Below are 19,914 nucleotides of genomic sequence, written 5' to 3' on the forward strand. Positions count from 1 at the left end.
GGAACAGGCAATGCCGAAGACGTCCGATACCGAATATCTGTCCTTTCCGATCCTTCTTGGCGACATCGGCGGCACCAATGCCCGCTTTTCCATTCTGATCGATTCCTTTGCCGAACCGGTGCACCTCACCACCGTGAAGACGGCGGAATATCCGACCATCGACGACGCCATCCAGCAGGCGGTTCTGGACAAGACCTCGCTCCAGCCGGTCTCGACCATTCTGGCGATTGCCGGCCCCATCGAAGGTGACGAGATTCCCCTCACCAACTGCCATTGGGTCGTCAGGCCGAAGGACATGCTGGCCAATCTCGGCCTGAAGGATGTCATCGTCATCAACGACTTCGAGGCGCAGGCTCTGGCGATTGCAGCGCTTGACGACGACAACCGCGAATCCATCGGCTCCGGCCGCAAGGATGTGCTGGCATCGCGCGTCGTTCTTGGACCCGGCACGGGGCTTGGTGTCGCCGGGCTGGTTTACGCCCGCCATATGTGGTTCCCGGTGCCCGGCGAAGGCGGTCATATCGATATCGGCCCGAGAAGCGCGCGCGACTATGCGGTTTTCCCGCATATCGAAACCATCGAGGGCCGTGTCGCCGGGGAGCAGATCCTGTGCGGGCGCGGGCTTGTCAATCTTTACCGGGCCGTCTGCACCGCCGATGGCATCGAGCCTGTCTTTTCGGATCCGGCCGACATTACTTCTCAAGGGCTTTCGGGCGAGAATCCGCAGGCGAAAGAAACTCTTTCGCTGTTCAGCACCTATCTCGGCCGCGTGGCCGGTGACCTCGCGCTGATCTTCATGGCCAAGGGCGGTGTCTATCTGGCCGGCGGCATTTCGCAGAAGATCATTCCGGCGCTGAAGAGCCCGGAATTCCGGGCTGCCTTCGAAGACAAGGCGCCGCACAGCGCGCTGATGCGGACCATTCCCACCTTCGTCGTCACCCATCCGCAGGCGGCGCTTTCCGGGCTTGCCACCTATTCGAGAACGCCGTCCGATTTCGGCCTGTCGCTGGACGGGCGACGCTGGAGGGGTTGATCGCCCGGCCTGTTCTTATGTGATGCTTGCGAAGCAGGCGGGCGCTCTTTAACGTCGCTGCTGCAAACATCAATCGACCGATACCCGGCGGATCTCGATCCGCCCGAGATGAAAAGTGAGTGACAGCATGGGCAGCAGCGGCATGAAACTGGTGGTGGTCGGCGCGGCGGGCCGCATGGGACAGGCGCTGATCCGCCTCATTCACCAGACGCCCGGCGTCCAGCTACATGCCGCCGTGGCGCGCGAAGGCTCGGCCTTTGTCGGCCGCGATGCGGGCGAGATCGCCGGTCTCGGCCCGATCGGCGTCGAGATCACCAGCGATCCCCTTCAGGCCTTTCTCCATGCGGAAGGGGTGATCGATTTCACTTCGCCGGCAACCAGCGTCACCTTTGCCGGCCTCGCCGCACAGGCCCGCATCGTGCATATCATCGGCACCACGGGCTGCTCGGCGGAAGACGAGGAAAAATTCAAGGCGGCGTCGCGCCATGCCCGCATCGTCAAGTCGGGCAATATGAGCCTCGGCGTCAACCTGCTTAGCGTTTTAACGCAGCAAGCCGCGCAGGCGCTGGACGCGCAGAACTGGGATATCGAAATCCTTGAAATGCATCACAAACATAAGGTGGATGCGCCCTCGGGCACCGCCCTTCTGCTCGGCGAGGCGGCGGCAGCCGGACGCAAAGTCGATCTCACCACATCTTCCGTTCGCGTACGCGACGGGCATACGGGTGCGCGTGAAGTGGGGACCATCGGTTTTGCCACACTGCGTGGCGGCTCGGTGATCGGCGAACATTCAGTGATCTTCGCCGGAGAGGGCGAGCGCGTCGAGCTTTCGCATTATGCCGGCGACCGCTCCATTTTCGCACGCGGCGCGATTGCTGCAGCCGTCTGGGCCTTCGACAAGAAGCCGGGCTTCTATTCGATGCTGGATGTGCTGGGGCTTTCGCAGGCGGAGTAAGCTTCGCCTTAATTCTCCACCGTGAATTCGACCGTATCGGCCGAGAAGCGGCTGATGGCATATTGCACCGGCACGCCATCCATATCGGCATTCAGCGCCTGGGTGACGAGCAGAATTGCGCCCGGCGACAATTCCAGATCCGCCAGATCCTGCGTGTCCGCATGGCTGGCGGAGATGACGGTGGAAATACGCACGTAATCCGCCACGCCCAGCATATTGAAGGCAGCGGTAATCGAGCCGCTCTTCTGGTAAGCCTCCCCTATTCCGGCGAAACGATCCGCCGGAAACCATGTGGTCGAGCGGGACACCGGGCGGTTATCGGCCTTGCGCAGCGTTTCGAGACGTATGAGCGGCGCACCCGCCGGCAATTGCAGCCGCGCCGCCAGATCGGCATTGGCCGGTTCGGTTGTGTGGGAAAGAAGCAGCGCTTCCATTTCCTTGACCTGATCGGCAATCCCCGCCGTGAACCGCGTGCGCCGTGAGATCGGGAAACTCAGGCGCTCCTTGCGGGCGATCATGGTGCCGCGCCCCTGCACCGGCTCGAGGATGCCTTCACTGGCGAGTGCGGCAATGGCGCTTCGGACGGTGTGGCGGTTGACGCCGAATTTTTCGGCCAGCGTCATTTCCGGCGGCAACATGCCGGTTTCATCGTGATCGCCCGCCGCGATCTCGCCTCTGATCCTGTCGGCGATCTGCCGCCAGAGCGCCACGCCGTTCTTTCTTTTCATCGCTGCCGAAGGGCCCATGTCACACGCTTGTCATTCACGAACGTTAAATGTACCTTATATTGTATAGTTGTCTATATCAATAGACATTAGAGGTCAAGCGATGATTCACGAAACTGCAGATTTGCATGCAGACAGAAAGCGGGTGGCGGCGCTTCTTGCCCGCGCCACGGTTCAGGAACTCGAAACCGTCTGGAACCGGCAGGATGAGAGCCCCCGGACGGAAAATGTGCGCGGGCCGGAAACCGGCCTCGTCATGGTCAAAGGCCGTATCGGCGGCGGCGGCGCGCCCTTCAATCTGGGTGAGACGACCGTTACCCGGGCAACCGTCAAGCTTGCCTCCGGCACCGTCGGTCACGCGCATGTTCTCGGCACCGGCCGCAAGAAGGCCTGGTATGCCGCCGTTTTCGATGCGCTCTGGCAGGAAAGCCCGACCCGCGGCTTCATCGAAACGGAGCTTCTTTCACCGGTCGAGAAACGATTGGCCGAGGAGAAGGACAGGAAAACAAAAGAGACCGCCGCCACCCGGGTCGATTTCTTCACCATGGTTCGAGGAGAAGATTGATGAGCGTCAAGGCCGAAGCATTGACGGGCGGTTTTTCCGATGCCGTCTTCGATTCCCAACGGATTTTCAAGAAACTCATGGATGGCATGGCCCGGCCGGGCACGCCGCAGACAATCGAAACCGCAGTCGCCCCGCCATCGCCTCTCGCCCCCGCCACCGGCGCGGTCCTGCTGGCGCTCTGCGATCACGATACGCCGGTCTGGCTGAGCGGCGCCCTGCGGAAAACGACCGTCCCCGGCTGGATCGGATTTCATACCGGTGCGGTTCCGACGGAAGAAAAAAGCGCAGCGCATTTCGCCGTCATCGAAGCGGGCAGCGCCATAGCCTCCTTCGGTCTCTTCGCCCAGGGAAGTCAGGAATATCCCGACCGCTCCACCACGCTCATCATCGAGTTGCCTGATCTGGATGGTGGGCGGGAATTGCTGCTCTCCGGCCCCGGTATCCGCCACGTCAACATCATCAGCCCCACCGGCCTGCCGGACATATTCCCGCGGCTGTGGGCGGAGAACAACGCCATCTTCCCGCGCGGCGTCGACGTCATCCTGACATCCGCCGACAGATTTGTCTGCCTGCCGCGCACGACGCGCATTCAACCCGTGGAGGCGTAAGATGTATGTTGCTGTCAAAGGCGGGGAAACCGCCATTGCCAACGCCCACCGGCTTCTTGCCGACAAGCGGCGCGGAGACCGTGACCTGCCAGCGATGACGGTGTCGCAGATCGTTTCGCAGCTTTCGCTCGCCGTCGACCGGGTTATGGCGGAAGCGTCTCTCTACGATCAGTCGCTAGCAGCCCTTGCGGTCAAGCAAGCCCGCGGCGACATGATCGAGGCCATCTTCCTGCTGCGCGCCTATCGCACGACGCTGCCGCGTTTCGGTTATTCGGTTCCGGTCGATACCGCTGACATGACGGTGCAGCGGCGCGTTTCCGCGACCTACAAGGATTTGCCGGGCGGGCAATTGCTGGGGCCGACCTTCGATTACACACACCGCCTGCTCGATCCTTCGCTTCTCGAGGACGAGGCCGTTGAGACAGCCACCCAGCGCGAAGGCGAGCCGGAACATGTCATGCGGGTTTCCGATATTCTGGCGCAAGAAGGACTGATCGAAACCGACGGCGATATGCCGGCTGACCATATTGCCGGCGACCTGACGCGGGAGCCGATGGAATTTCCGATGCCGCGTGATCTGCGCCTGCAATCGCTGGCACGTGGCGATGAGGGTTTCCTTCTGGCGCTCGCTTATTCGACGCAGCGCGGTTACGGCCGCACCCATCCGTTCGTCGGTGAAATCCGCATCGGCGAGGTCGAGGTGGAACTGGACGTGCCGGAACTCGGCTTTTCCGTCTCGCTGGGCGACATACAGGTCACCGAATGCCAGATGGTCAACCAGTTCAAGGGTTCGGCCAAGGCGCCGCCGCAATTCACGCGCGGCTACGGTCTGGTGTTCGGCCAGAGCGAGCGCAAGGCGATGGCCATGTCGCTGGTCGACCGGGCGCTGCGGGCAGGCGAATTCGGCGAGGACGTCGTGGCCCCCGCGCAGGACGAGGAATTCGTCATTTCACACGCCGACAACGTTCAGGCAACGGGTTTCGTCGAACATCTGAAACTGCCGCATTACGTGGATTTCCAGGCCGAACTCGGTCTGGTCAGGAAAATGCGCACCGATTTCCAGGCGGTCAACGCCGATGGCGCGGAGTGGATGGGCGATGCGGCCGAATAGCTCAACGGCTGTGCTGCTCGCCAAACCAGTAAGCGCAAAAGACGGTCGATGCTGCAAACACAGCAAAGAACACGGCTGCAAGAATTCCAATCTCCATGAGCTTGTACTCCTTTTTTCACAAGGCTAACGCGCAATGCTTGAAGAAGTTTCATTTGACGACGGGCTGGCTGCCTACAACTTCGCCTATCTGGACGAACAGACCAAGCGAATGATCCGCCGGGCGATCCTGAAAGCCATCGCCATTCCCGGTTATCAGGTTCCCTTCGCTTCCCGCGAAATGCCCATGCCCTATGGCTGGGGCACCGGCGGTGTGCAGGTAACCGCTTCCATTCTCGGCCCAGACGATGTGCTGAAGGTTATCGATCAGGGTGCGGACGACACGACCAATGCGGTTTCCATCCGCGCCTTTTTCCAGAAGGTGGCGAATGTTGCCGTCACCACCCGCACCAAGGATGCGACCATCATCCAGACGCGGCATCGCATTCCCGAAGAAGAACTGCATTCGGGTCAGGTCCTCGTCTATCAGGTTCCCATTCCCGAGCCCTTGCGCTTCCTCGAGCCGCGCGAGACCGAAACGCGAGTCATGCACGCGCTGGAGGAATACGGCCTGATGCACGTAAAGCTTTACGAGGACATCGCCCGCAACGGACGCATCTCCACCACCTATGCCTATCCGGTGAAGGTGGCCGGGCGTTATGTGATGGATCCATCGCCTACCCCGAAATTCGACAATCCGAAAATGCATCTCTCGGACGCCCTGCAGCTCTTCGGCGCAGGACGCGAAAAGCGCATCTATGCCGTGCCGCCCTATACCGACGTCGTCAGCCTCGATTTCGAGGACCATCCCTTCGAAATCCAGCGCTTCGACAAGCCCTGCGCGCTGTGCGGTGCGGAGAATGTCTATCTGGACGAGGTGGTGCTTGATGATAAGGGCGGGCGGATGTTCGTCTGCTCCGATACCGACCATTGCGAGGACCGCCGCGCCCATGGCCACAAGGGCCACCTCCTGGCGGATGTGAAGGAGGCCGCAGAATGAGCGACGCACCGCTTCTGAAAGTCCGGGACGTTTCCAAATATTATGGCGACCGCGCTGGCTGCCGCAATGTCTCCTTCGAGCTTTATCCCGGCGAGGTTCTGGCCATTGTCGGCGAATCCGGTTCCGGCAAGACCACGCTCCTCAACTGCATTTCCACCCGGCTGATGCCGACGGCGGGCAGTGTGGAATATCGCATGCGCGACGGTTCGGTGCGTGACCTCTATCATATGGGCGAGGCCGAACGGCGTTTCCTGATGCGGACCGACTGGGGTTTCGTGCACCAGAACCCGGCGGACGGGCTGCGCATGGCGGTTTCGGCCGGCGCCAATGTCGGCGAGCGGCTGATGGCCGTCGGCAACCGGCATTACGGCAACATAAGGCAATCGGCCAGCGAATGGTTGGAACGGGTGGAAATCGGCACCGACCGCATCGACGACCAGCCGCGCGCCTTTTCCGGCGGCATGCGGCAGCGCCTGCAGATCGCCCGCAACCTCGTCACCTCGCCGCGCCTCGTCTTCATGGACGAACCGACCGGCGGCCTCGATGTTTCCGTGCAGGCGCGCCTGCTCGATCTGGTCCGCGGTCTCGTCAACGATCTCGGTCTCGCCGTCGTCGTCGTCACCCATGATCTTGCGGTGGCGCGGCTACTTTCCCATCGGATGATGGTGATGAAGGGCGGGGACGTCATCGAGCACGGACTGACCGACCGGGTGCTGGACGACCCGCGCGAGCCCTACACGCAATTGCTTGTTTCCTCTATTCTGCAGGTTTGACGCCATGCCGACGCCTCTTATCGTTTCGGAAGTCTTCAAAAGCTTCACCATGCATCTTCGCGACGGTATCGAATTGCCCGTCGTGCGCGATGTCAATTTCTCCGTTTGCGGCGGCGAATGTGTCGTGCTCGGCGGTCCCTCCGGCATCGGCAAAAGCTCGATCCTGAAAATGCTCTATGGCAACTACGCCATCGACAGCGGGCAGATTCTCGTTCGTCATGAGGACCAGGTCGTCGATATCGGCAACGCCTCGCCGCGCACGATCCTCGATATCCGTCACCGCACCATCGGTTATGTCAGCCAGTTCCTGCGCACCGTGCCGCGTGTCGCTGCCATAGATGTCGTCGCCGAACCGCTTCTGGCGCGCAAGGTTGCCGTCGATGAAGCCCGCGAACACGCAGCCATGCTGCTTTCGAAGCTCAACCTGCCACGGGAACTATGGTCACTGCCGCCGGCGACCTTTTCGGGCGGCGAACAGCAGCGCGTGAATATCGCGCGCGGCTTCATCACCGACCATGCGATCCTGCTTCTCGATGAACCGACGGCCTCGCTGGACGCCCTCAACCGGCGTGTCGTCGTCGATATGATCGTCGAGAAAAAACAGAAGGGCACGGCACTGCTCGGCATTTTCCATGACGAGGAGGTACGGGAGGCCGTGGCCGACCGCATTCTGGACGTCTCACAGTTTTCTCCCAGAAAGGCAGCGGCATGAGCGTCAAGGTCGGTCTGGAACCGGTCATCCATGAGACCGCCCGTGTCAGCAACTCCGCGATCGGCCGCTATACCGAAATTTCGGAACGCTGCCGCATAGAGGAGGTCGAGATGGGCGACTACTCCTATGTCATGCAGGATGGTGCGATCTGGTGCGCCACCATCGGCAAATTCGTCAACATCGCCGCCTCCGTCCGCATCAACGCCACCAATCACCCGATGCAGCGGGCGACGCTGCATCACTTCACCTATCGTGCCCACAACTATTGGGACGATGCGGAGGATGAGACGGACTTCTTTGCCGCCCGCCGCGCCAAGCGCGTCGTCATCGGCCACGATGTGTGGATCGGCCATGGTGCGACGATCCTGCCCGGCGTCACGGTGGGAAACGGCGCGGTGATCGGGGCGGGTGCAGTCGTCTCAAAAGACGTCGCGCCCTATACCATCGTTGGCGGCGTGCCCGCCCGGCCGATCCGGGAACGCTTCCCGGCGGAACTGGGCCGGCAAATGGATAATCTGAAGTGGTGGGACTGGGACCACGCGGCATTGCGCGTCGCTCTCGAGGATTTCCGTAATCTGGACGCCGAGGATTTCGTCGCGAAATATGGCGGATGAAATCTCCCTCTGCCGAACACCTGCAAATCCCGGGGCCCCCCCGGGATTTTTGTTTATGCGATCAAAAAAGACACGCGGATTTGAACGGTCCAAGATTCCTCCCGAAAGCTTTGTCGGCGAACAGCCGGATGCGATATCCGTGAAATCTGTAATATTTTATTCATCAAACTGACATCCACACTTCACGCACCGCTGTTACGCCGAACCCCGTCAAAAAGAAGATTGGACGGGGAAATGAGCTTTCACCTGAAGCAAGTCACGCGCCGTTTCGGCAACCACACTGCGGTCGATTCCGTGAATGTCGAAATTCCGCAGGGCCAGATGGTTGGCGTTATCGGACGCTCGGGTGCGGGAAAATCGACGCTGCTGCGCATGATCAACCGCCTCGTCGATCCGTCCTCGGGTTCCATCCATTTCAATGACACGGAAGTTTCGGCGCTGAAGGGCGCGGTGCTGCGCAGCTGGCAGCGCGACTGCGCCATGATTTTCCAGCAGTTCAATCTGGTGCCGCGCCTCGATGTGCTCACCAATGTCATGCTCGGTCGCCTCAATCACCGCTCGACGGCGCTCAGCCTGTTCAACATCTTCACCAATGACGAGCGCCTGATGGCGATCGCCGCCCTGGAAAGGCTCGGCATCGAGCATGTGGCCATGCAGGCTGCCGGCACGCTTTCCGGCGGTCAGCAGCAGCGCGTCGCCATCGCCCGCGCCCTGATGCAGTCTCCGAAGATGGTTCTGGCCGATGAGCCTATCGCTTCCCTCGACCCGCTGAACGCCAAGATCGTGATGGACGCGCTGCGCGACATCAACGAACGCGAAGGCATTACCGTTATTACCAACCTGCATACGCTGGATACGGCGCGCAATTATTGCGAACGCATCATCGGCATGTCTCAGGGCCGCGTCGTCTTCGACGGAACGCCGGCGGAACTGACGGCTGCGGCCGTCACGGAAATTTACGGAACCGATTCTCAAGGGTCCGGCATCGACGAGACCATGACCTCGACCAGCATCAATATTCCCGGCGCGCAGCTTCCCGCGCGTCCGGTGCAGCAATCTGCCGGCCCCGAACCGCTCGCTCTCGCCGGGCTCTGAGGAACCGCTCAGCATCGTTTGCGCCCGCGTCAAGGGCCGATATTTCACAACAAACTCCGGCTCGCCGGGAAACAGGAGAAAGTCCATGTTGAAGAAAGTCCTTCTTTCGGCAGTCGCCCTTGGCGTTCTGGCCGGTTCCGCCATGGCTCAGGACGTCAAGGTCCTGCGTATCGGTCTCGACGGTTCCGAGAACGAAGCCGACATGATCCGCAGCACGAAATGCGTTGCCGATGGCCTGAAGGCCGCGACCGGCGTTTCGGAAGTTCAGGTTTTCCCGTCGCCGGACTATAACGGCGTCATCCAGGGCCTGCTCGGCGGCACCATCGACATCGCGTCCATGGGCGCTTCCTCCTACGCCAAGATCGCGCTCGCAGACCCCAAGGCCGTCGATCCGATTCTGACCTATACGGGTTCTGACGGTTCCAGCGGTTATTACACCATCATGGTTGCCCGCAAGGACAGCGGCATCAAGAAGCTGGCAGACGCCAAGGGCAAGAAGATCGGTTTCGCCGATCCTGACTCCACCTCCGGCTTCCTCGTTCCGAACGTCGCTATCCCAAAGGAAACCGGCACGCCGATCAAGGAATTTTTCGCTGAAACCGGCTTCGGCGGCGGCCATGAGAACCTCGTTCTCGCCGTTCTCGACAAGAAATTCGACGTTGGCACCACCTTCGGTTCGGGCGTTGGCAAGTGGGAAGAGGGCTATTCCGGCGGCAACCTTCACCAGATGGTGAAGAAGGGCAACCTCGACATGGACGATATCGTCGAAGTCTGGAAGTCGCCGCTGATCCCGAACGGCCCGTTGATGGTCGCCAACAAGCTCGGCGACAACATGAAGAAGAAGGTCGAAGACTTCTTCATGGAACTGCCGAAGAAGGACCTCGCCTGCTTCCAGGGTTACACGCAGGGCAAGAACACCGCCTACATCAAGGTCGATCCGTCCTTCTACCAGACGATTATCGACGCCCGTAAGTCCGTTATCGGCGGCTGATCCTGACATCATGTTCCGGAAGCGGCGGTGCCTTGTGCACCGCCGCTTTGCCAATAAAGGAAGAGCGGCATGGCGACCACACTGCAACCTGGTACCCTCACGCCCGAGGGATTGAGCGCATCGTCCCGAACGGTCATGCGTCATTATCAACAGCAGCTTGCGACGCGGCGGGTCTATACCGTCATTTCGCTCGTGGTCTTTCTAATCATTCTCGCGGCATCGCTGAATTTCGCCAACGAGGCAAATTCAGGCAAGTTCTTCGAGCGCCTGCCATATTTCTTCGATTTTCTAAAAACGTTTGTGCCGGATAGCCCGCTTGAAATCTTCCGTGCAATGTTCGATCTGCCGTCGCCCTATGACAATGGCTCGATGAAATACAATTACGTCGCGGATCGCGTCTATGTCACCGACAGCTTTTACATCCCGCATTTCATTTACCAGCTGATCATCACCCTCAACATCGCATTGGTGTCGACGATCATCGGCACAAGCTTCGCCTTCGTGCTCTGCTTCTTCGCCTCCACCAATCTCGTCGGCGCCGGTCTCGTGCGCTTTGTGGTGCGCCGGGTCATGGAAGTGCTGCGCGCCTTCCCGGAAATCGTCGTCGCCGGGCTGTTGACCGCCATTCTATCCATCGGTCCTATCGCCGCGATCATCGCGATTTCTGTCCACACGATCGGCGCTTTGGGCAAGCTGTTCTTCGAAGTGGTGGAAAATGCCGACATGAAGCCCGATGAAGGCCTGCGCGCCGCTGGCGCCAACTGGCTGGAGCGGGTGCGCTTCGCCATCGTGCCGCAGGTTCTGCCCAATTTCGTGTCCTATGCGCTGCTACGCGCCGAAATCAACGTGCGTGCCTCCACCATCATCGGTGCCGTGGGCGGCGGCGGTATCGGCGAGGTCTTCCGGCTTTCGATCGGTAACGATCATGCCTCCAAGACCTATGCCATCATCATCCTTCTGCTGATCACCATCATCGCCGTCGACCAGTTTTCCGGCTGGCTGCGCCGCAGGCTGATCGGCCATCAATCCTTCGAATTCGGACGGGGAGCGGCCTGATGTCGTCCAGCTTCATTCTCAACACCGCCGACCGCGAGAGATTGGCGGCCGCGCATCCGCACGTGTTCAATCGCAGTTTCATGCAGCGATATGGTCTGCTCGTCGGCCTTCTCACTGTCACCTTTTATCTCATCGGCTGCTTTTTCTTCTTCAATGTCGGTCCTGCCTTCATGCAGGGCCGGTGGGATCGTGCCTCGAGTTATATTCAGGACTGGTATTCCTGGCGCGCCCAGCCGCGCCTGCGTTTCGAAGACGGCAAGGTGGAGCCGCAATGGTCCAGCCGCGGGCAATATCCGGTCGATGCAAAGATCGACTGGCTGCAGCCCCTGCCGGGTGGCGGCTACAGCGTCGTTTATGTGGGCACAGACAACCGCCTCGACGTGACCCCGACCCGGGTGGATGTCTATGTCGACGGCAAGAATTATCCCGTCATCATCAATGGAGAACAGGCCCGGGCATCTGACGATGTGCCGCAGGAAATCCAGCAGGACGGCAACAAGGTTCTCGTGCATTTTGGTTTTGCCGGACAGGCGGAAATCCGCACCAGCCAGGTCTATGTGCAGCGCCGTTTCCTTGGATGGGCGAATTTCCTGTTCGACACCAAATCGGAATTCTGGGGCAAGGGCTTTGGTGAACTCGCCGCTCTCGCGCTGTGGGGAGAAAGGCTCGATCCCGGGCGCTCCAATATCGGCCACATGGTGGACGATTTCCTCGACAACAGCGTCTGGCAACATGCCGATATTCTTTCCAAGCTGATGCAGACGCTGGTCATGGCCTTTGTGGGCACGCTGTTCGGAACGCTCGTCGCCCTGCCGCTCGCCTTCATCGCCGCGCGCAACATCACCGCTAACAGGACCGCAAACTGGGGCATGAAGCGGCTGTTCGACTTCCTGCGTTCCATCGACATGCTGATCTGGGCGCTGTTCTTCACCCGCAGCTTCGGGCCCGGACCGATCCCCGGCATTGCCGCGATCTTCTTCACCGATACCGGTGCGCTCGGCAAGGTCTATGCCGAGGCGCTGGAAAATGTCGACGACAAGCAGCGCGAGGGTGTCAAATCGGTCGGCGCTTCCCCGATTGCGGTCAACCGCTTCGGTGTGCTGCCGCAGGTCCTGCCGGTCTTCATTTCGCAGTCACTCTATTTCTGGGAAAGCAATACCCGCTCCGCCACCATCATCGGCGCGGTGGGCGCCGGCGGCATCGGTCTGAAACTGCTGGAAGCGATGGGCACCAATGCCGACTGGGACAAGGTCGCCTATATGGTCCTGCTTATCCTCTTCGTCGTTTTCCTGTTCGACCACATCTCCAATTCGCTGCGTTCACGCCTGATCGGCAAAACACAACACTAGGTCTGAAGGGATGGAATGACGAACCTCGTAACGATGTTCGTCATCTCCTCCAGACACCCGCGCAGTCCCGATTTATGCCGGCCCTATCCCGTCATCATGTCCGCCTGTGTCTTCAGCACATTAGGAAGCTTGCCGCATTTCCAATGCGCTTTTTTCCTTCGGCATCATCATTCTGTCACGGAAACCAATTACCTCGCACTCCTGACCTTGCGGGAAGCTGGCGAGTCACGCCAAATAGCTTCTCATCCCTGGTCTCCCATGACACTGAAGAGTGCTTGCCGTGCGCTATGCCATCTATTTTTCTCCGGCTAAAGATCACCCGTTGACTGAGGCGGCGTCACGCTGGCTGGGCCGCAATGCATTTTCCGGCACGCTGCATGACGACCACGACGACTATGCCGACATGACGGAGGAGCCACGCCGTTACGGTTTCCACGCGACCCTGAAGGCTCCTTTCGAGCTTGCCGAAAAATACAGCGAAGCGGAGCTGCTCACGGCCTTCGAAGATTTCGCGGCCAGCCAGTCCACCTTCGAAATTCCGCGTGTCGTCGTCGGTGCACTCGGGCCGTTTTTTGCACTGATCCCGGACCGCACCTATCAGCCGCTGCAGGATTTTGCCGCCGAGATCGTCGATCATTTCGACCGGTTTCGCGCGCCCCTGTCAGAGACCGATATTGCCCGTCGGCGGCCACAGATGCTGACGGAGAGCCAGCGGCAAAATCTGTCGCTCTGGGGTTATCCCCATGTCATGGATGATTTCCGTTTTCACATGACGCTGACCGGCCGCATCGACGAGAGCGAGCAGCTCGCCATGCGCGAGGTGCTTTCGTCGCGGTTTTCCGAATTCACCGATCGACCTCTCAGCATTTCCGGCCTCGCTTTGTTCATTGAAGAAACGCGCGGCGCGCCCTTTACCGTTCATAGCTGGCACCCCCTTGGCCAGCCACCAAAGAAAGATGCGAACCCATGACCGAGCACGCCCTTTCCAATGCCCGTATCGTTCTGGAAGACGATATTATTCTGGGCTCAGTCCTGATCCGTGACGGCAAGATCGCCGATATCAGCGAAGGTGCTTCCAAAACCGGCGAAGATCTCGAAGGTGATTATTTGATCCCGGGTCTGGTGGAACTGCATACCGACCATCTTGAGCAGCATTATTCACCGCGCCCCGGCGTGATCTGGGACAAGATCGCCGCCATTCAGGCCCATGACGCACAGGTGGCCGCCTCCGGCATCACCACCGTATTCGACTGCCTGCGGCTCGGCTCGGATGAAGACGGCGGCTTCAAGAAGGGTGAAATGCGCGAAATGGCTGACGCCATCGAGGCCGCGGCGGATCAGAACCGCCTTCGTTCGGATCACCTGCTGCATCTGCGCTGTGAAGTCGCTTCCTCTGATGTGCTCGAACATTTCGAAGACTTCGAAACCGATCCGCGCGTGCGGCTGATTTCCCTGATGGACCACTCCCCGGGGCAGCGCCAGTTCCAGTCGATGGATCAGTATATCTTCTATTACCAGAAGAAGCGTGGGTTGAGCGACGAGGCTTTCGCCGAGTTCGTGCGGCGTCGGCAGGCGGCGTCGGCGGAATATTCCGCCAAGCACCGCGATTATCTGGCCGCCCGCTGCGCCGAGCGCGGCATTACGGTCGCAAGCCATGACGACGCCACCGAAGCGCATGTCGGCGAGGCTATCGGCCACGGCGTGAAACTGGCGGAATTCCCCACCAGCGTCGAAGCCGCAAAAGCCTCGCACAGCGCCGGCATGAGCGTGCTGATGGGCGCGCCGAACATCGTTCGCGGCAAGTCCCATTCCGGCAATATCGCCGCCCGCGACCTCGCGGAGATCGGCGTGCTGGATGTTCTTTCTTCCGACTACGTGCCCTTCAGCCTGCTCTTCGCGCCATTCCTGCTCGCCGATCAGGTAGAAGCCATCAGCCTGCCGGAAGCACTGCGCATGGTCACCGCCACGCCGGCGCGCACCGTCGGCCTTCTTGATCGCGGTCGTATCGCGACAGGATTGCGGGCCGACCTGGTCCGGGTTCACCGCGAGGATGGCGTGCCGGTCGCCCGTTCCGTCTGGCGTCAGGGCAAGCGCGTGGCATGACCGATGATGGGCAGGATAGCCGGCGCGCGGCATCGCCCGGCACGATGATCGTGATTGTCGGCCCGAGCGGGGCCGGCAAGGACACGCTGATGGACTATGCCGCAGCGCGACTGTGTGGGCGGCCGGGCTTTCACTTCACCCGCCGCGTCATTACCCGCAGCGGCGATGCGGGGGGTGAAAACCACGATGCCGTTTCGATGCACGAGTTCAACCGGCTGGAAGATGAGGGCGCCTTCGCGGTGTCCTGGCAGGCGCATGGGCTGAAATATGGCATCCCGGCCGCTGTCTATCGTCATCTCAATGCGGGAGATGTGGTCATCGCCAACGGTTCGCGTTCCGCCCTGCCGCATTTCGGCACCGCCTTTTCCCGTCTTAAGGTCGTGAACATCGTTGCGCGGCCGGATGTGCTGGCAAGGCGGCTGGAACAGCGCGGGCGGGAAAGCCGGGACGATATTCTCCGGCGGCTGGAACGCAGCTCGTTGACGGTCGTTGGAGATTTCGACGTGACGACCGTCGACAATAGCGGCGCTATCGAAGATGCCGGCCAAGCCATCATGCAGGTGCTGGAGCAAAGCGCAGACACCGACCGCACTTAAAATCCCGGAGCCGGGCTGCTCGACAAACGCTCTCTCAAGCCTTACCATCAGGCGACAATTTCCAAACATGGTACGCCAAGGCGAGGGATGCCCGAGAAAAGGGTCAGCGACGAGATAAGTGTGGTGGCCGGTCTGGCTGCCGGCGTCAGCAATTATGCCCGGTCCCGGGGCATCGATATCGCGCCGATCTGCAAGGCTCTGGACATTGATCCAGCCATATTCAGCAGCCTGACGGAACGTATCAGCCTCGATAGATTTTCCCGCCTGCTCGAAACCTGCGCACTGATTTCCGGCGACGACGCCTTCGGTCTACAATGCGCCTCCACCTTTCCAGCGGGTGCATCCGGCGCGTTCGGATATGGGCTGATCAGCGCACCGACGGTACGGGCGTTCCTGCGTTTTCTTCAGGACCATGTCTATTACGCGACCAACAACAGCAATTTCACCATGGTAACGGATGCCACGCAGGTAACCCTGTCATGGTCCTTCGCGCCGGTTATCGCCAAACGCGATCAGTATGTGGATTTGTCGCTCGCCGTCCTGGTACAACGTCTCCGTGATATTCTCGGAGATCGTATCAACCAGATCGAGATCGGTCTGGAGCGGCCGAAACCGAATAATATTCAGCTATTTAAAGAAAGAATGACCAGGCGCGTCAGTTTTTCCCAGCCGATCCATACCATGCGTCTTCCGGTATCGCTTCTCGATGTGGTCAATCCGAATGCGGATGAGCGGCTGTTCGAGCTGATGAACCTGCAATGCCGCATGTTGCGACCGGAAACATCGGCGGACGCGACCCATTTCATTGACCAGGTGAAGCGGTACATGCAGATGCGGCTCTCGGATGCCGAGCTTTCGCTCGGCGAGATCGCTCCCTATTTCAACCTGTCGGAACGGAGTTTTCAACGGCGGCTCGCAGAGCTCGGCACCAATCTCAACGAGATAAAGGATGCCATTCGCAAAAATGCCGGTTTCAAACTCCTCGTGGAAAGCGATCTTCCGGTATCCGACATCAGTTACAGGCTTGGCTATTCGACACCCGGTGCGTTTTCGCGTTCCGTCTCCCGCTGGTTCGGCGCAACACCGACCGATATTCGCAAGAAACACGCGCATCATTCCGCCGGATGATACATGTTGACGGCATCAATATTTCGAAATGACGCATTAAATTTGAGAAATATGTCAGCGCTCATCGCAATATGTGCCGAAACATAACAATAAAACGAAAAACTTGGCGCGAGATGTTATTCTATCGGTGAGGCACATCGCCTATTAGAGCGCCGCATATCCTTCGGGTGTGACGAAAACATTCCAGAGCTTTGAAGCTGCATTTCACGCCAGACCAATTGTGGTCCTTGGCGATATCGATGTTGCAGTTCCTTTCAATGCACAGAATAGAGCGTCCGCGCCGGGATCGGCTGGCTGCGAAATCGGCCCTTATTGCATAATTACCGATGCCCGATGAAACCTATTGGCGAAACTAGCGTTTCTGTTCGCGTATAGACAGAGCGGTAAACGAGCTGGTTTCGGGGAATGAATCATTGACTGATCGCGCCCCGGGAAGGCCAATCTCTTTTAAGGCTGAAAGAAAATGTCTTCAAATACGCCGCATGAACATCGCCAGACGCGTGAAATCATCCTTTCGGAGCGTGAGCGGCATTATCTGGGGCTGGTCGCGCGGGGCAAGCATCCGTCCCACATCGCCTTGATAACCGGCGCGGACGAAGCGGACGTGAAGGACACTCTTGAAAGGGTGCGCCACAGACTGGGTGCCACCAATATGCTGAATGCCGTCAGCATCGCCCTGCTGCGCGGCCTGATCGAACAGGACGCATAATCGCCACCTGATCATCCAAGCTTACGCGAAACGTCCCCTCCCGTAAGCTGAAAACCGAATGAGCGGCTTTCTGCGTCAAAATCCTTCCATATCAATGGCGGGATGGCGGACCAAAGCGGGCTGGACATGATGTCCGGCCCTATAGACGCAAAGCAGCCATTTACGGTTTGCCCGGCGGGTCATATTCGACCCGCCGGGTTTTATTGTCGCATCAAAGCGACTGAATTTCGGCCAGAATATCGCTTTCGATCACGATGCCGCTTTCCAGCGCCTGTTTGCGAATCCCCTGGCTCCGGCGACCGGGCAGACGCACATTTTCCTGCTTTTCTATCTCGCCGGCGATGAGCCCCAGCCGCTCGGTAAAGGCCGTACCGCCTGACGATACCGGGTCTATGGCGATGATCGTATGGCCGAGAGAGGGCGGCGCTCCCTTATCGTCGAGAAGGGAAGAAGCCTCGAATGCGAAGTTGCCGCCTGTCACCGCAGCGGCCATGATCTCCACCATCAATGCCAGCGCAGCGCCCTTGGCCTCGCCTGCGGGCACCATGGTTCCCTCTATGGCCTCTTCGGGATCGGTCGTCGGCCGGCCGTTTCGGTCGAGCGCCCAGTCGCCGGGGATGGTTTCACCCTTCTGGCGGGCCGCCATGATCTTTCCGCGCGCGACCTTGGAGAGCGCGAGATCGATGACCAGCGGATCGGCACCGCCGACGGGGGTGGCGAAGGCGATTGGATTGGTTCCATAGAGTGGTTTGCTGCCGCCCCAGGGCGCCATCGACGCCGGTGCGTTGGCGAACATGAGCGCGACAAAACCCATTTCGGCGAGGCGTTCGACGGTCAGCGCCATGACACCCGCATGATGGGAGCGGTGGATCGCGGCAAGCGCAATGCCCTGCTGCCGGACCATGTCTGGCAATTCCTCAAGGGAGCAATCGATCGCCGGATAGGCATAGCCGTGATTGGCGTCGACCGAGAGCACGCCCGGCTTCACGCGGGTCGCCACCGGACGCGCCTTGCCATCGACCTTTCCAACCCGCGCCTGCCGGACATAAACGGGGATGCGGCGAAAACCGTGACCGCCTTGGCCGGCCGCCTCGGAGGCGACGAGCGCCTTTGCCACCGAACGGGCGTTTTGCGGCAGAACGCCGTTGCGCTCAAAGATAGAGGATACGAGATCCTCCGCCTCTGCGATTGAGAATTTCATGATTTTCGTGATTCCTATTGGCTTGCATGCGATGGGACGGATTGGTCCTACTTTGCGGTATACGGTCGCTGCAAATCAACATGGAAAATAAATCGGGCATCCCATCCTCTCCAGAGTCGGGATGCCCTTATGCGGTCGGGCTGTTTCACCCTACTTGAAAAGAATCGGCAGGGTAAAACTCGTATTTGCGCCTGGCGGTGGCGGCGAGACGGACGCTCTTTGTATGACGGCCAGAAGCTTCTGATCCATCGCCGAGTCACCGGTGGATGAAATAATCCTCGCACCGCCTACGGAACCACCGCTGTCTATCTTGAATGAAACCGTAATGGTCATCCCCGATTTTCCAGCTGAACGCACCAGTCGCCGCTGCATCGCCGAGCGCACTTTCGCACCCCAATCGGCATTTGACATGGATGAGGACGAGAAGGAGCCGGCATTGCTGCGCGATGCCGCCGTCCGGTCGGACTGCTGGGCTTCAGCCTTCGCCGTTTCGCGCAGTTCCGATGCCTGCTGCGGTTTGGGACGCTGGCGCTCGACCTTCTTTTTCTCTTCCGGCTCTTTCTTTTCCACCTTCTTTTCGACGGGTGGCGGCGGAGGACGCATGACGGGCAGAGGAACCTCGACATTTTCGAGTTCCGCCATCATCTGCTCCTGAACGGGATCGACCGGCTCCACGGGTTCGGGAATTTCCTGCGGTTCGACGATCTCCTCGACCGGCGGTTCAGGCGGCTGCACGGGCTCTGGCGGCGGCGGCGTTTCCGCGACCGGCTCCGGTGGCGGCGGCTCTTCCGGGGCGGCTTCCTCCACCGGTTCGCTGCTGTCGCTCTTCACCTCCTCGGCGTCTTCGACATCCTGCGCGGGCGTCGTTTCTTCGGTCTTGACGGCTTCCGGTATCGCCGCCATTTCGATCATGATCGCAGCAGGCGGCGGCCCGCCGGCATCCAGTTCCTCGGGTTCCTGCATCAGATAATAGGCAAAACCGGCGTGAACGCCCAGCATGAGCAGCGCCGCGACGGACCACAGCGTCACTTCCCCGAGACGGGAATGCCGGGCCTGCGGGTAGCCGTTTTCAGTCATGGCGCGGTTCCCGGCGCTGCAGGTTGGCCAGCGACGGCGGGCTGCGATGCGGCAGCCGCGTTTTCCAGCCCTACGAGGGCGATCTTCAGATAACCGGCATCTCTCAGCAGGTTCATGATTTCCATGAAGTGGCCGTAATCGACGGCCTTGTCGGCCCGCAGGAAGATGCGCGTATCCTTCTTGCCGCCCGTCTGCCGGTCGATGGCGGCCGCCAGTGCTTCGCGGGCAACCGCATCATTGCCGAGATTGAGCGAGAGATCGTCCTTGACCGTCAGATAAAGCGGCTCCTCCGGGCGTTCCGCCGGCTTTGCGGTGGATGCGGGCAGATCGACATTCACATCGACGGTGGCCAGCGGTGCGGCCACCATGAAGATGATGAGAAGAACCAGCATCACGTCGATGAAGGGCGTGACATTGATCTCATGGTTTTCGGAGAGATCGTCTCCGCTATTTTCGCGAATACCGCCAGCCATGGCC

General features: G+C 60.1%; 22 protein-coding genes. 18 read left to right on the forward strand and 4 right to left on the reverse strand.

The window, feature by feature from the left end; all coding sequences use genetic code 11:
• Nucleotides 1-10 precede the first annotated feature (10 nt).
• Together ACQZ5G_RS09200 and dapB are read left to right on the forward strand one after the other, a co-directional pair.
• A complete protein-coding gene (locus tag ACQZ5G_RS09200) occupies nucleotides 11-1,033 on the forward strand; it encodes a glucokinase (protein ID WP_448737129.1) in 1,023 nt (340 codons plus the stop codon).
• A 127-nt stretch (nucleotides 1,034-1,160) separates the two neighbouring features.
• Nucleotides 1,161-1,988, forward strand: a complete 828-nt coding sequence (gene dapB, locus ACQZ5G_RS09205; protein WP_269828432.1) for a 4-hydroxy-tetrahydrodipicolinate reductase — start codon at nucleotides 1,161-1,163, stop codon at nucleotides 1,986-1,988.
• Between the two features lie 8 nt (nucleotides 1,989-1,996).
• Here the strand turns inward: dapB and phnF are convergent, their stop codons facing one another.
• Nucleotides 1,997-2,734, reverse strand: a complete 738-nt coding sequence (phnF, locus tag ACQZ5G_RS09210) for a phosphonate metabolism transcriptional regulator PhnF (RefSeq protein ID WP_448737128.1) — start codon at nucleotides 2,732-2,734, stop codon at nucleotides 1,997-1,999.
• A gap of 82 nt (nucleotides 2,735-2,816) precedes the next feature.
• Between phnF and phnG the strand changes: the two genes are divergently transcribed.
• The 16 genes from phnG (at nucleotide 2,817) to ACQZ5G_RS09290 (ending at nucleotide 17,159) form a co-directional block, all read left to right on the forward strand.
• Entirely contained in the window at nucleotides 2,817-3,278 is a 462-nt protein-coding gene (gene phnG / locus ACQZ5G_RS09215) for a phosphonate C-P lyase system protein PhnG (RefSeq protein ID WP_020812951.1), read from the forward strand.
• On the forward strand, nucleotides 3,278-3,886 hold the full coding sequence (gene phnH, locus ACQZ5G_RS09220) for a phosphonate C-P lyase system protein PhnH (RefSeq protein WP_400155956.1): 609 nt from the start codon (nucleotides 3,278-3,280) through the stop codon (nucleotides 3,884-3,886). Before phnG ends, phnH begins: the two co-directional genes overlap by 1 nt.
• A 1-nt stretch (nucleotide 3,887) precedes the next feature.
• Nucleotides 3,888-4,997, forward strand: a complete 1,110-nt coding sequence (locus tag ACQZ5G_RS09225) for a carbon-phosphorus lyase complex subunit PhnI (RefSeq protein ID WP_448737127.1) — start codon at nucleotides 3,888-3,890, stop codon at nucleotides 4,995-4,997.
• A 133-nt stretch (nucleotides 4,998-5,130) separates the two neighbouring features.
• Entirely contained in the window at nucleotides 5,131-6,033 is a 903-nt protein-coding gene (locus tag ACQZ5G_RS09230; RefSeq protein ID WP_065654731.1) for an alpha-D-ribose 1-methylphosphonate 5-phosphate C-P-lyase PhnJ, read from the forward strand.
• Nucleotides 6,030-6,806, forward strand: coding sequence for a phosphonate C-P lyase system protein PhnK (gene phnK, locus ACQZ5G_RS09235; protein ID WP_003524419.1), 777 nt, complete (start codon nucleotides 6,030-6,032; stop codon nucleotides 6,804-6,806). Before ACQZ5G_RS09230 ends, phnK begins: the two co-directional genes overlap by 4 nt.
• A 4-nt stretch (nucleotides 6,807-6,810) precedes the next feature.
• On the forward strand, nucleotides 6,811-7,518 hold the full coding sequence (gene phnL / locus ACQZ5G_RS09240) for a phosphonate C-P lyase system protein PhnL (protein WP_448737126.1): 708 nt from the start codon (nucleotides 6,811-6,813) through the stop codon (nucleotides 7,516-7,518).
• On the forward strand, nucleotides 7,515-8,132 hold the full coding sequence (locus tag ACQZ5G_RS09245) for a transferase hexapeptide repeat family protein (RefSeq protein WP_448737125.1): 618 nt from the start codon (nucleotides 7,515-7,517) through the stop codon (nucleotides 8,130-8,132). Before phnL ends, ACQZ5G_RS09245 begins: the two co-directional genes overlap by 4 nt.
• 234 nt (nucleotides 8,133-8,366) lie before the next feature.
• Nucleotides 8,367-9,227 (forward strand): phosphonate ABC transporter ATP-binding protein, encoded by an 861-nt coding sequence (gene phnC / locus ACQZ5G_RS09250; RefSeq protein ID WP_448737124.1) that lies wholly within the window; start codon nucleotides 8,367-8,369, stop codon nucleotides 9,225-9,227.
• 85 nt (nucleotides 9,228-9,312) lie between these two features.
• Nucleotides 9,313-10,218 carry a phosphonate ABC transporter substrate-binding protein gene (gene phnD / locus ACQZ5G_RS09255; protein WP_448737123.1) on the forward strand — a complete coding sequence of 302 codons (906 nt, stop codon included), beginning with the start codon at nucleotides 9,313-9,315 and terminating at the stop codon, nucleotides 10,216-10,218.
• A gap of 69 nt (nucleotides 10,219-10,287) precedes the next feature.
• Entirely contained in the window at nucleotides 10,288-11,274 is a 987-nt protein-coding gene (gene phnE / locus ACQZ5G_RS09260; protein ID WP_448737122.1) for a phosphonate ABC transporter, permease protein PhnE, read from the forward strand.
• Nucleotides 11,274-12,623, forward strand: a complete 1,350-nt coding sequence (phnE, locus tag ACQZ5G_RS09265; protein ID WP_448737121.1) for a phosphonate ABC transporter, permease protein PhnE — start codon at nucleotides 11,274-11,276, stop codon at nucleotides 12,621-12,623. Before phnE (ACQZ5G_RS09260) ends, phnE (ACQZ5G_RS09265) begins: the two co-directional genes overlap by 1 nt.
• Before the next feature lie 271 nt (nucleotides 12,624-12,894).
• Nucleotides 12,895-13,593, forward strand: a complete 699-nt coding sequence (locus ACQZ5G_RS09270) for a DUF1045 domain-containing protein (RefSeq protein WP_448737120.1) — start codon at nucleotides 12,895-12,897, stop codon at nucleotides 13,591-13,593.
• The gene (locus ACQZ5G_RS09275; RefSeq protein WP_020809169.1) at nucleotides 13,590-14,726 is read left to right on the forward strand and encodes an alpha-D-ribose 1-methylphosphonate 5-triphosphate diphosphatase; all 1,137 of its coding nucleotides are present in this window, start codon (nucleotides 13,590-13,592) and stop codon (nucleotides 14,724-14,726) included. Before ACQZ5G_RS09270 ends, ACQZ5G_RS09275 begins: the two co-directional genes overlap by 4 nt.
• Nucleotides 14,723-15,322 (forward strand): phosphonate metabolism protein/1,5-bisphosphokinase (PRPP-forming) PhnN, encoded by a 600-nt coding sequence (gene phnN / locus ACQZ5G_RS09280; RefSeq protein WP_020809170.1) that lies wholly within the window; start codon nucleotides 14,723-14,725, stop codon nucleotides 15,320-15,322. The genes ACQZ5G_RS09275 and phnN overlap by 4 nt, the downstream gene beginning before the upstream one ends.
• Nucleotides 15,323-15,409: 87 nt before the next feature.
• Entirely contained in the window at nucleotides 15,410-16,450 is a 1,041-nt protein-coding gene (locus ACQZ5G_RS09285) for an AraC family transcriptional regulator (protein WP_080852850.1), read from the forward strand.
• A gap of 463 nt (nucleotides 16,451-16,913) precedes the next feature.
• Nucleotides 16,914-17,159, forward strand: coding sequence for a transcriptional regulator (locus ACQZ5G_RS09290; protein ID WP_448737119.1), 246 nt, complete (start codon nucleotides 16,914-16,916; stop codon nucleotides 17,157-17,159).
• Nucleotides 17,160-17,370: 211 nt separating this feature from the next.
• On the opposite strand, the gene ACQZ5G_RS09295 is transcribed toward ACQZ5G_RS09290, so the two are convergent.
• The 3 genes from ACQZ5G_RS09295 to exbD form a co-directional block, all read right to left on the reverse strand.
• Entirely contained in the window at nucleotides 17,371-18,360 is a 990-nt protein-coding gene (locus ACQZ5G_RS09295; protein ID WP_448737118.1) for an Ldh family oxidoreductase, read from the reverse strand.
• A 150-nt stretch (nucleotides 18,361-18,510) separates the two neighbouring features.
• Complete coding sequence (locus tag ACQZ5G_RS09300) at nucleotides 18,511-19,437, reverse strand: energy transducer TonB family protein (protein WP_269828387.1); 927 nt, start codon at nucleotides 19,435-19,437, stop codon at nucleotides 18,511-18,513.
• Nucleotides 19,434-19,910, reverse strand: coding sequence for a TonB system transport protein ExbD (gene exbD, locus ACQZ5G_RS09305; protein ID WP_003524392.1), 477 nt, complete (start codon nucleotides 19,908-19,910; stop codon nucleotides 19,434-19,436). The genes ACQZ5G_RS09300 and exbD overlap by 4 nt, the downstream gene beginning before the upstream one ends.
• Nucleotides 19,911-19,914: the final 4 nt, after the last annotated feature.

This window comes from Agrobacterium sp. 22-214-1, from assembly GCF_053522465.1.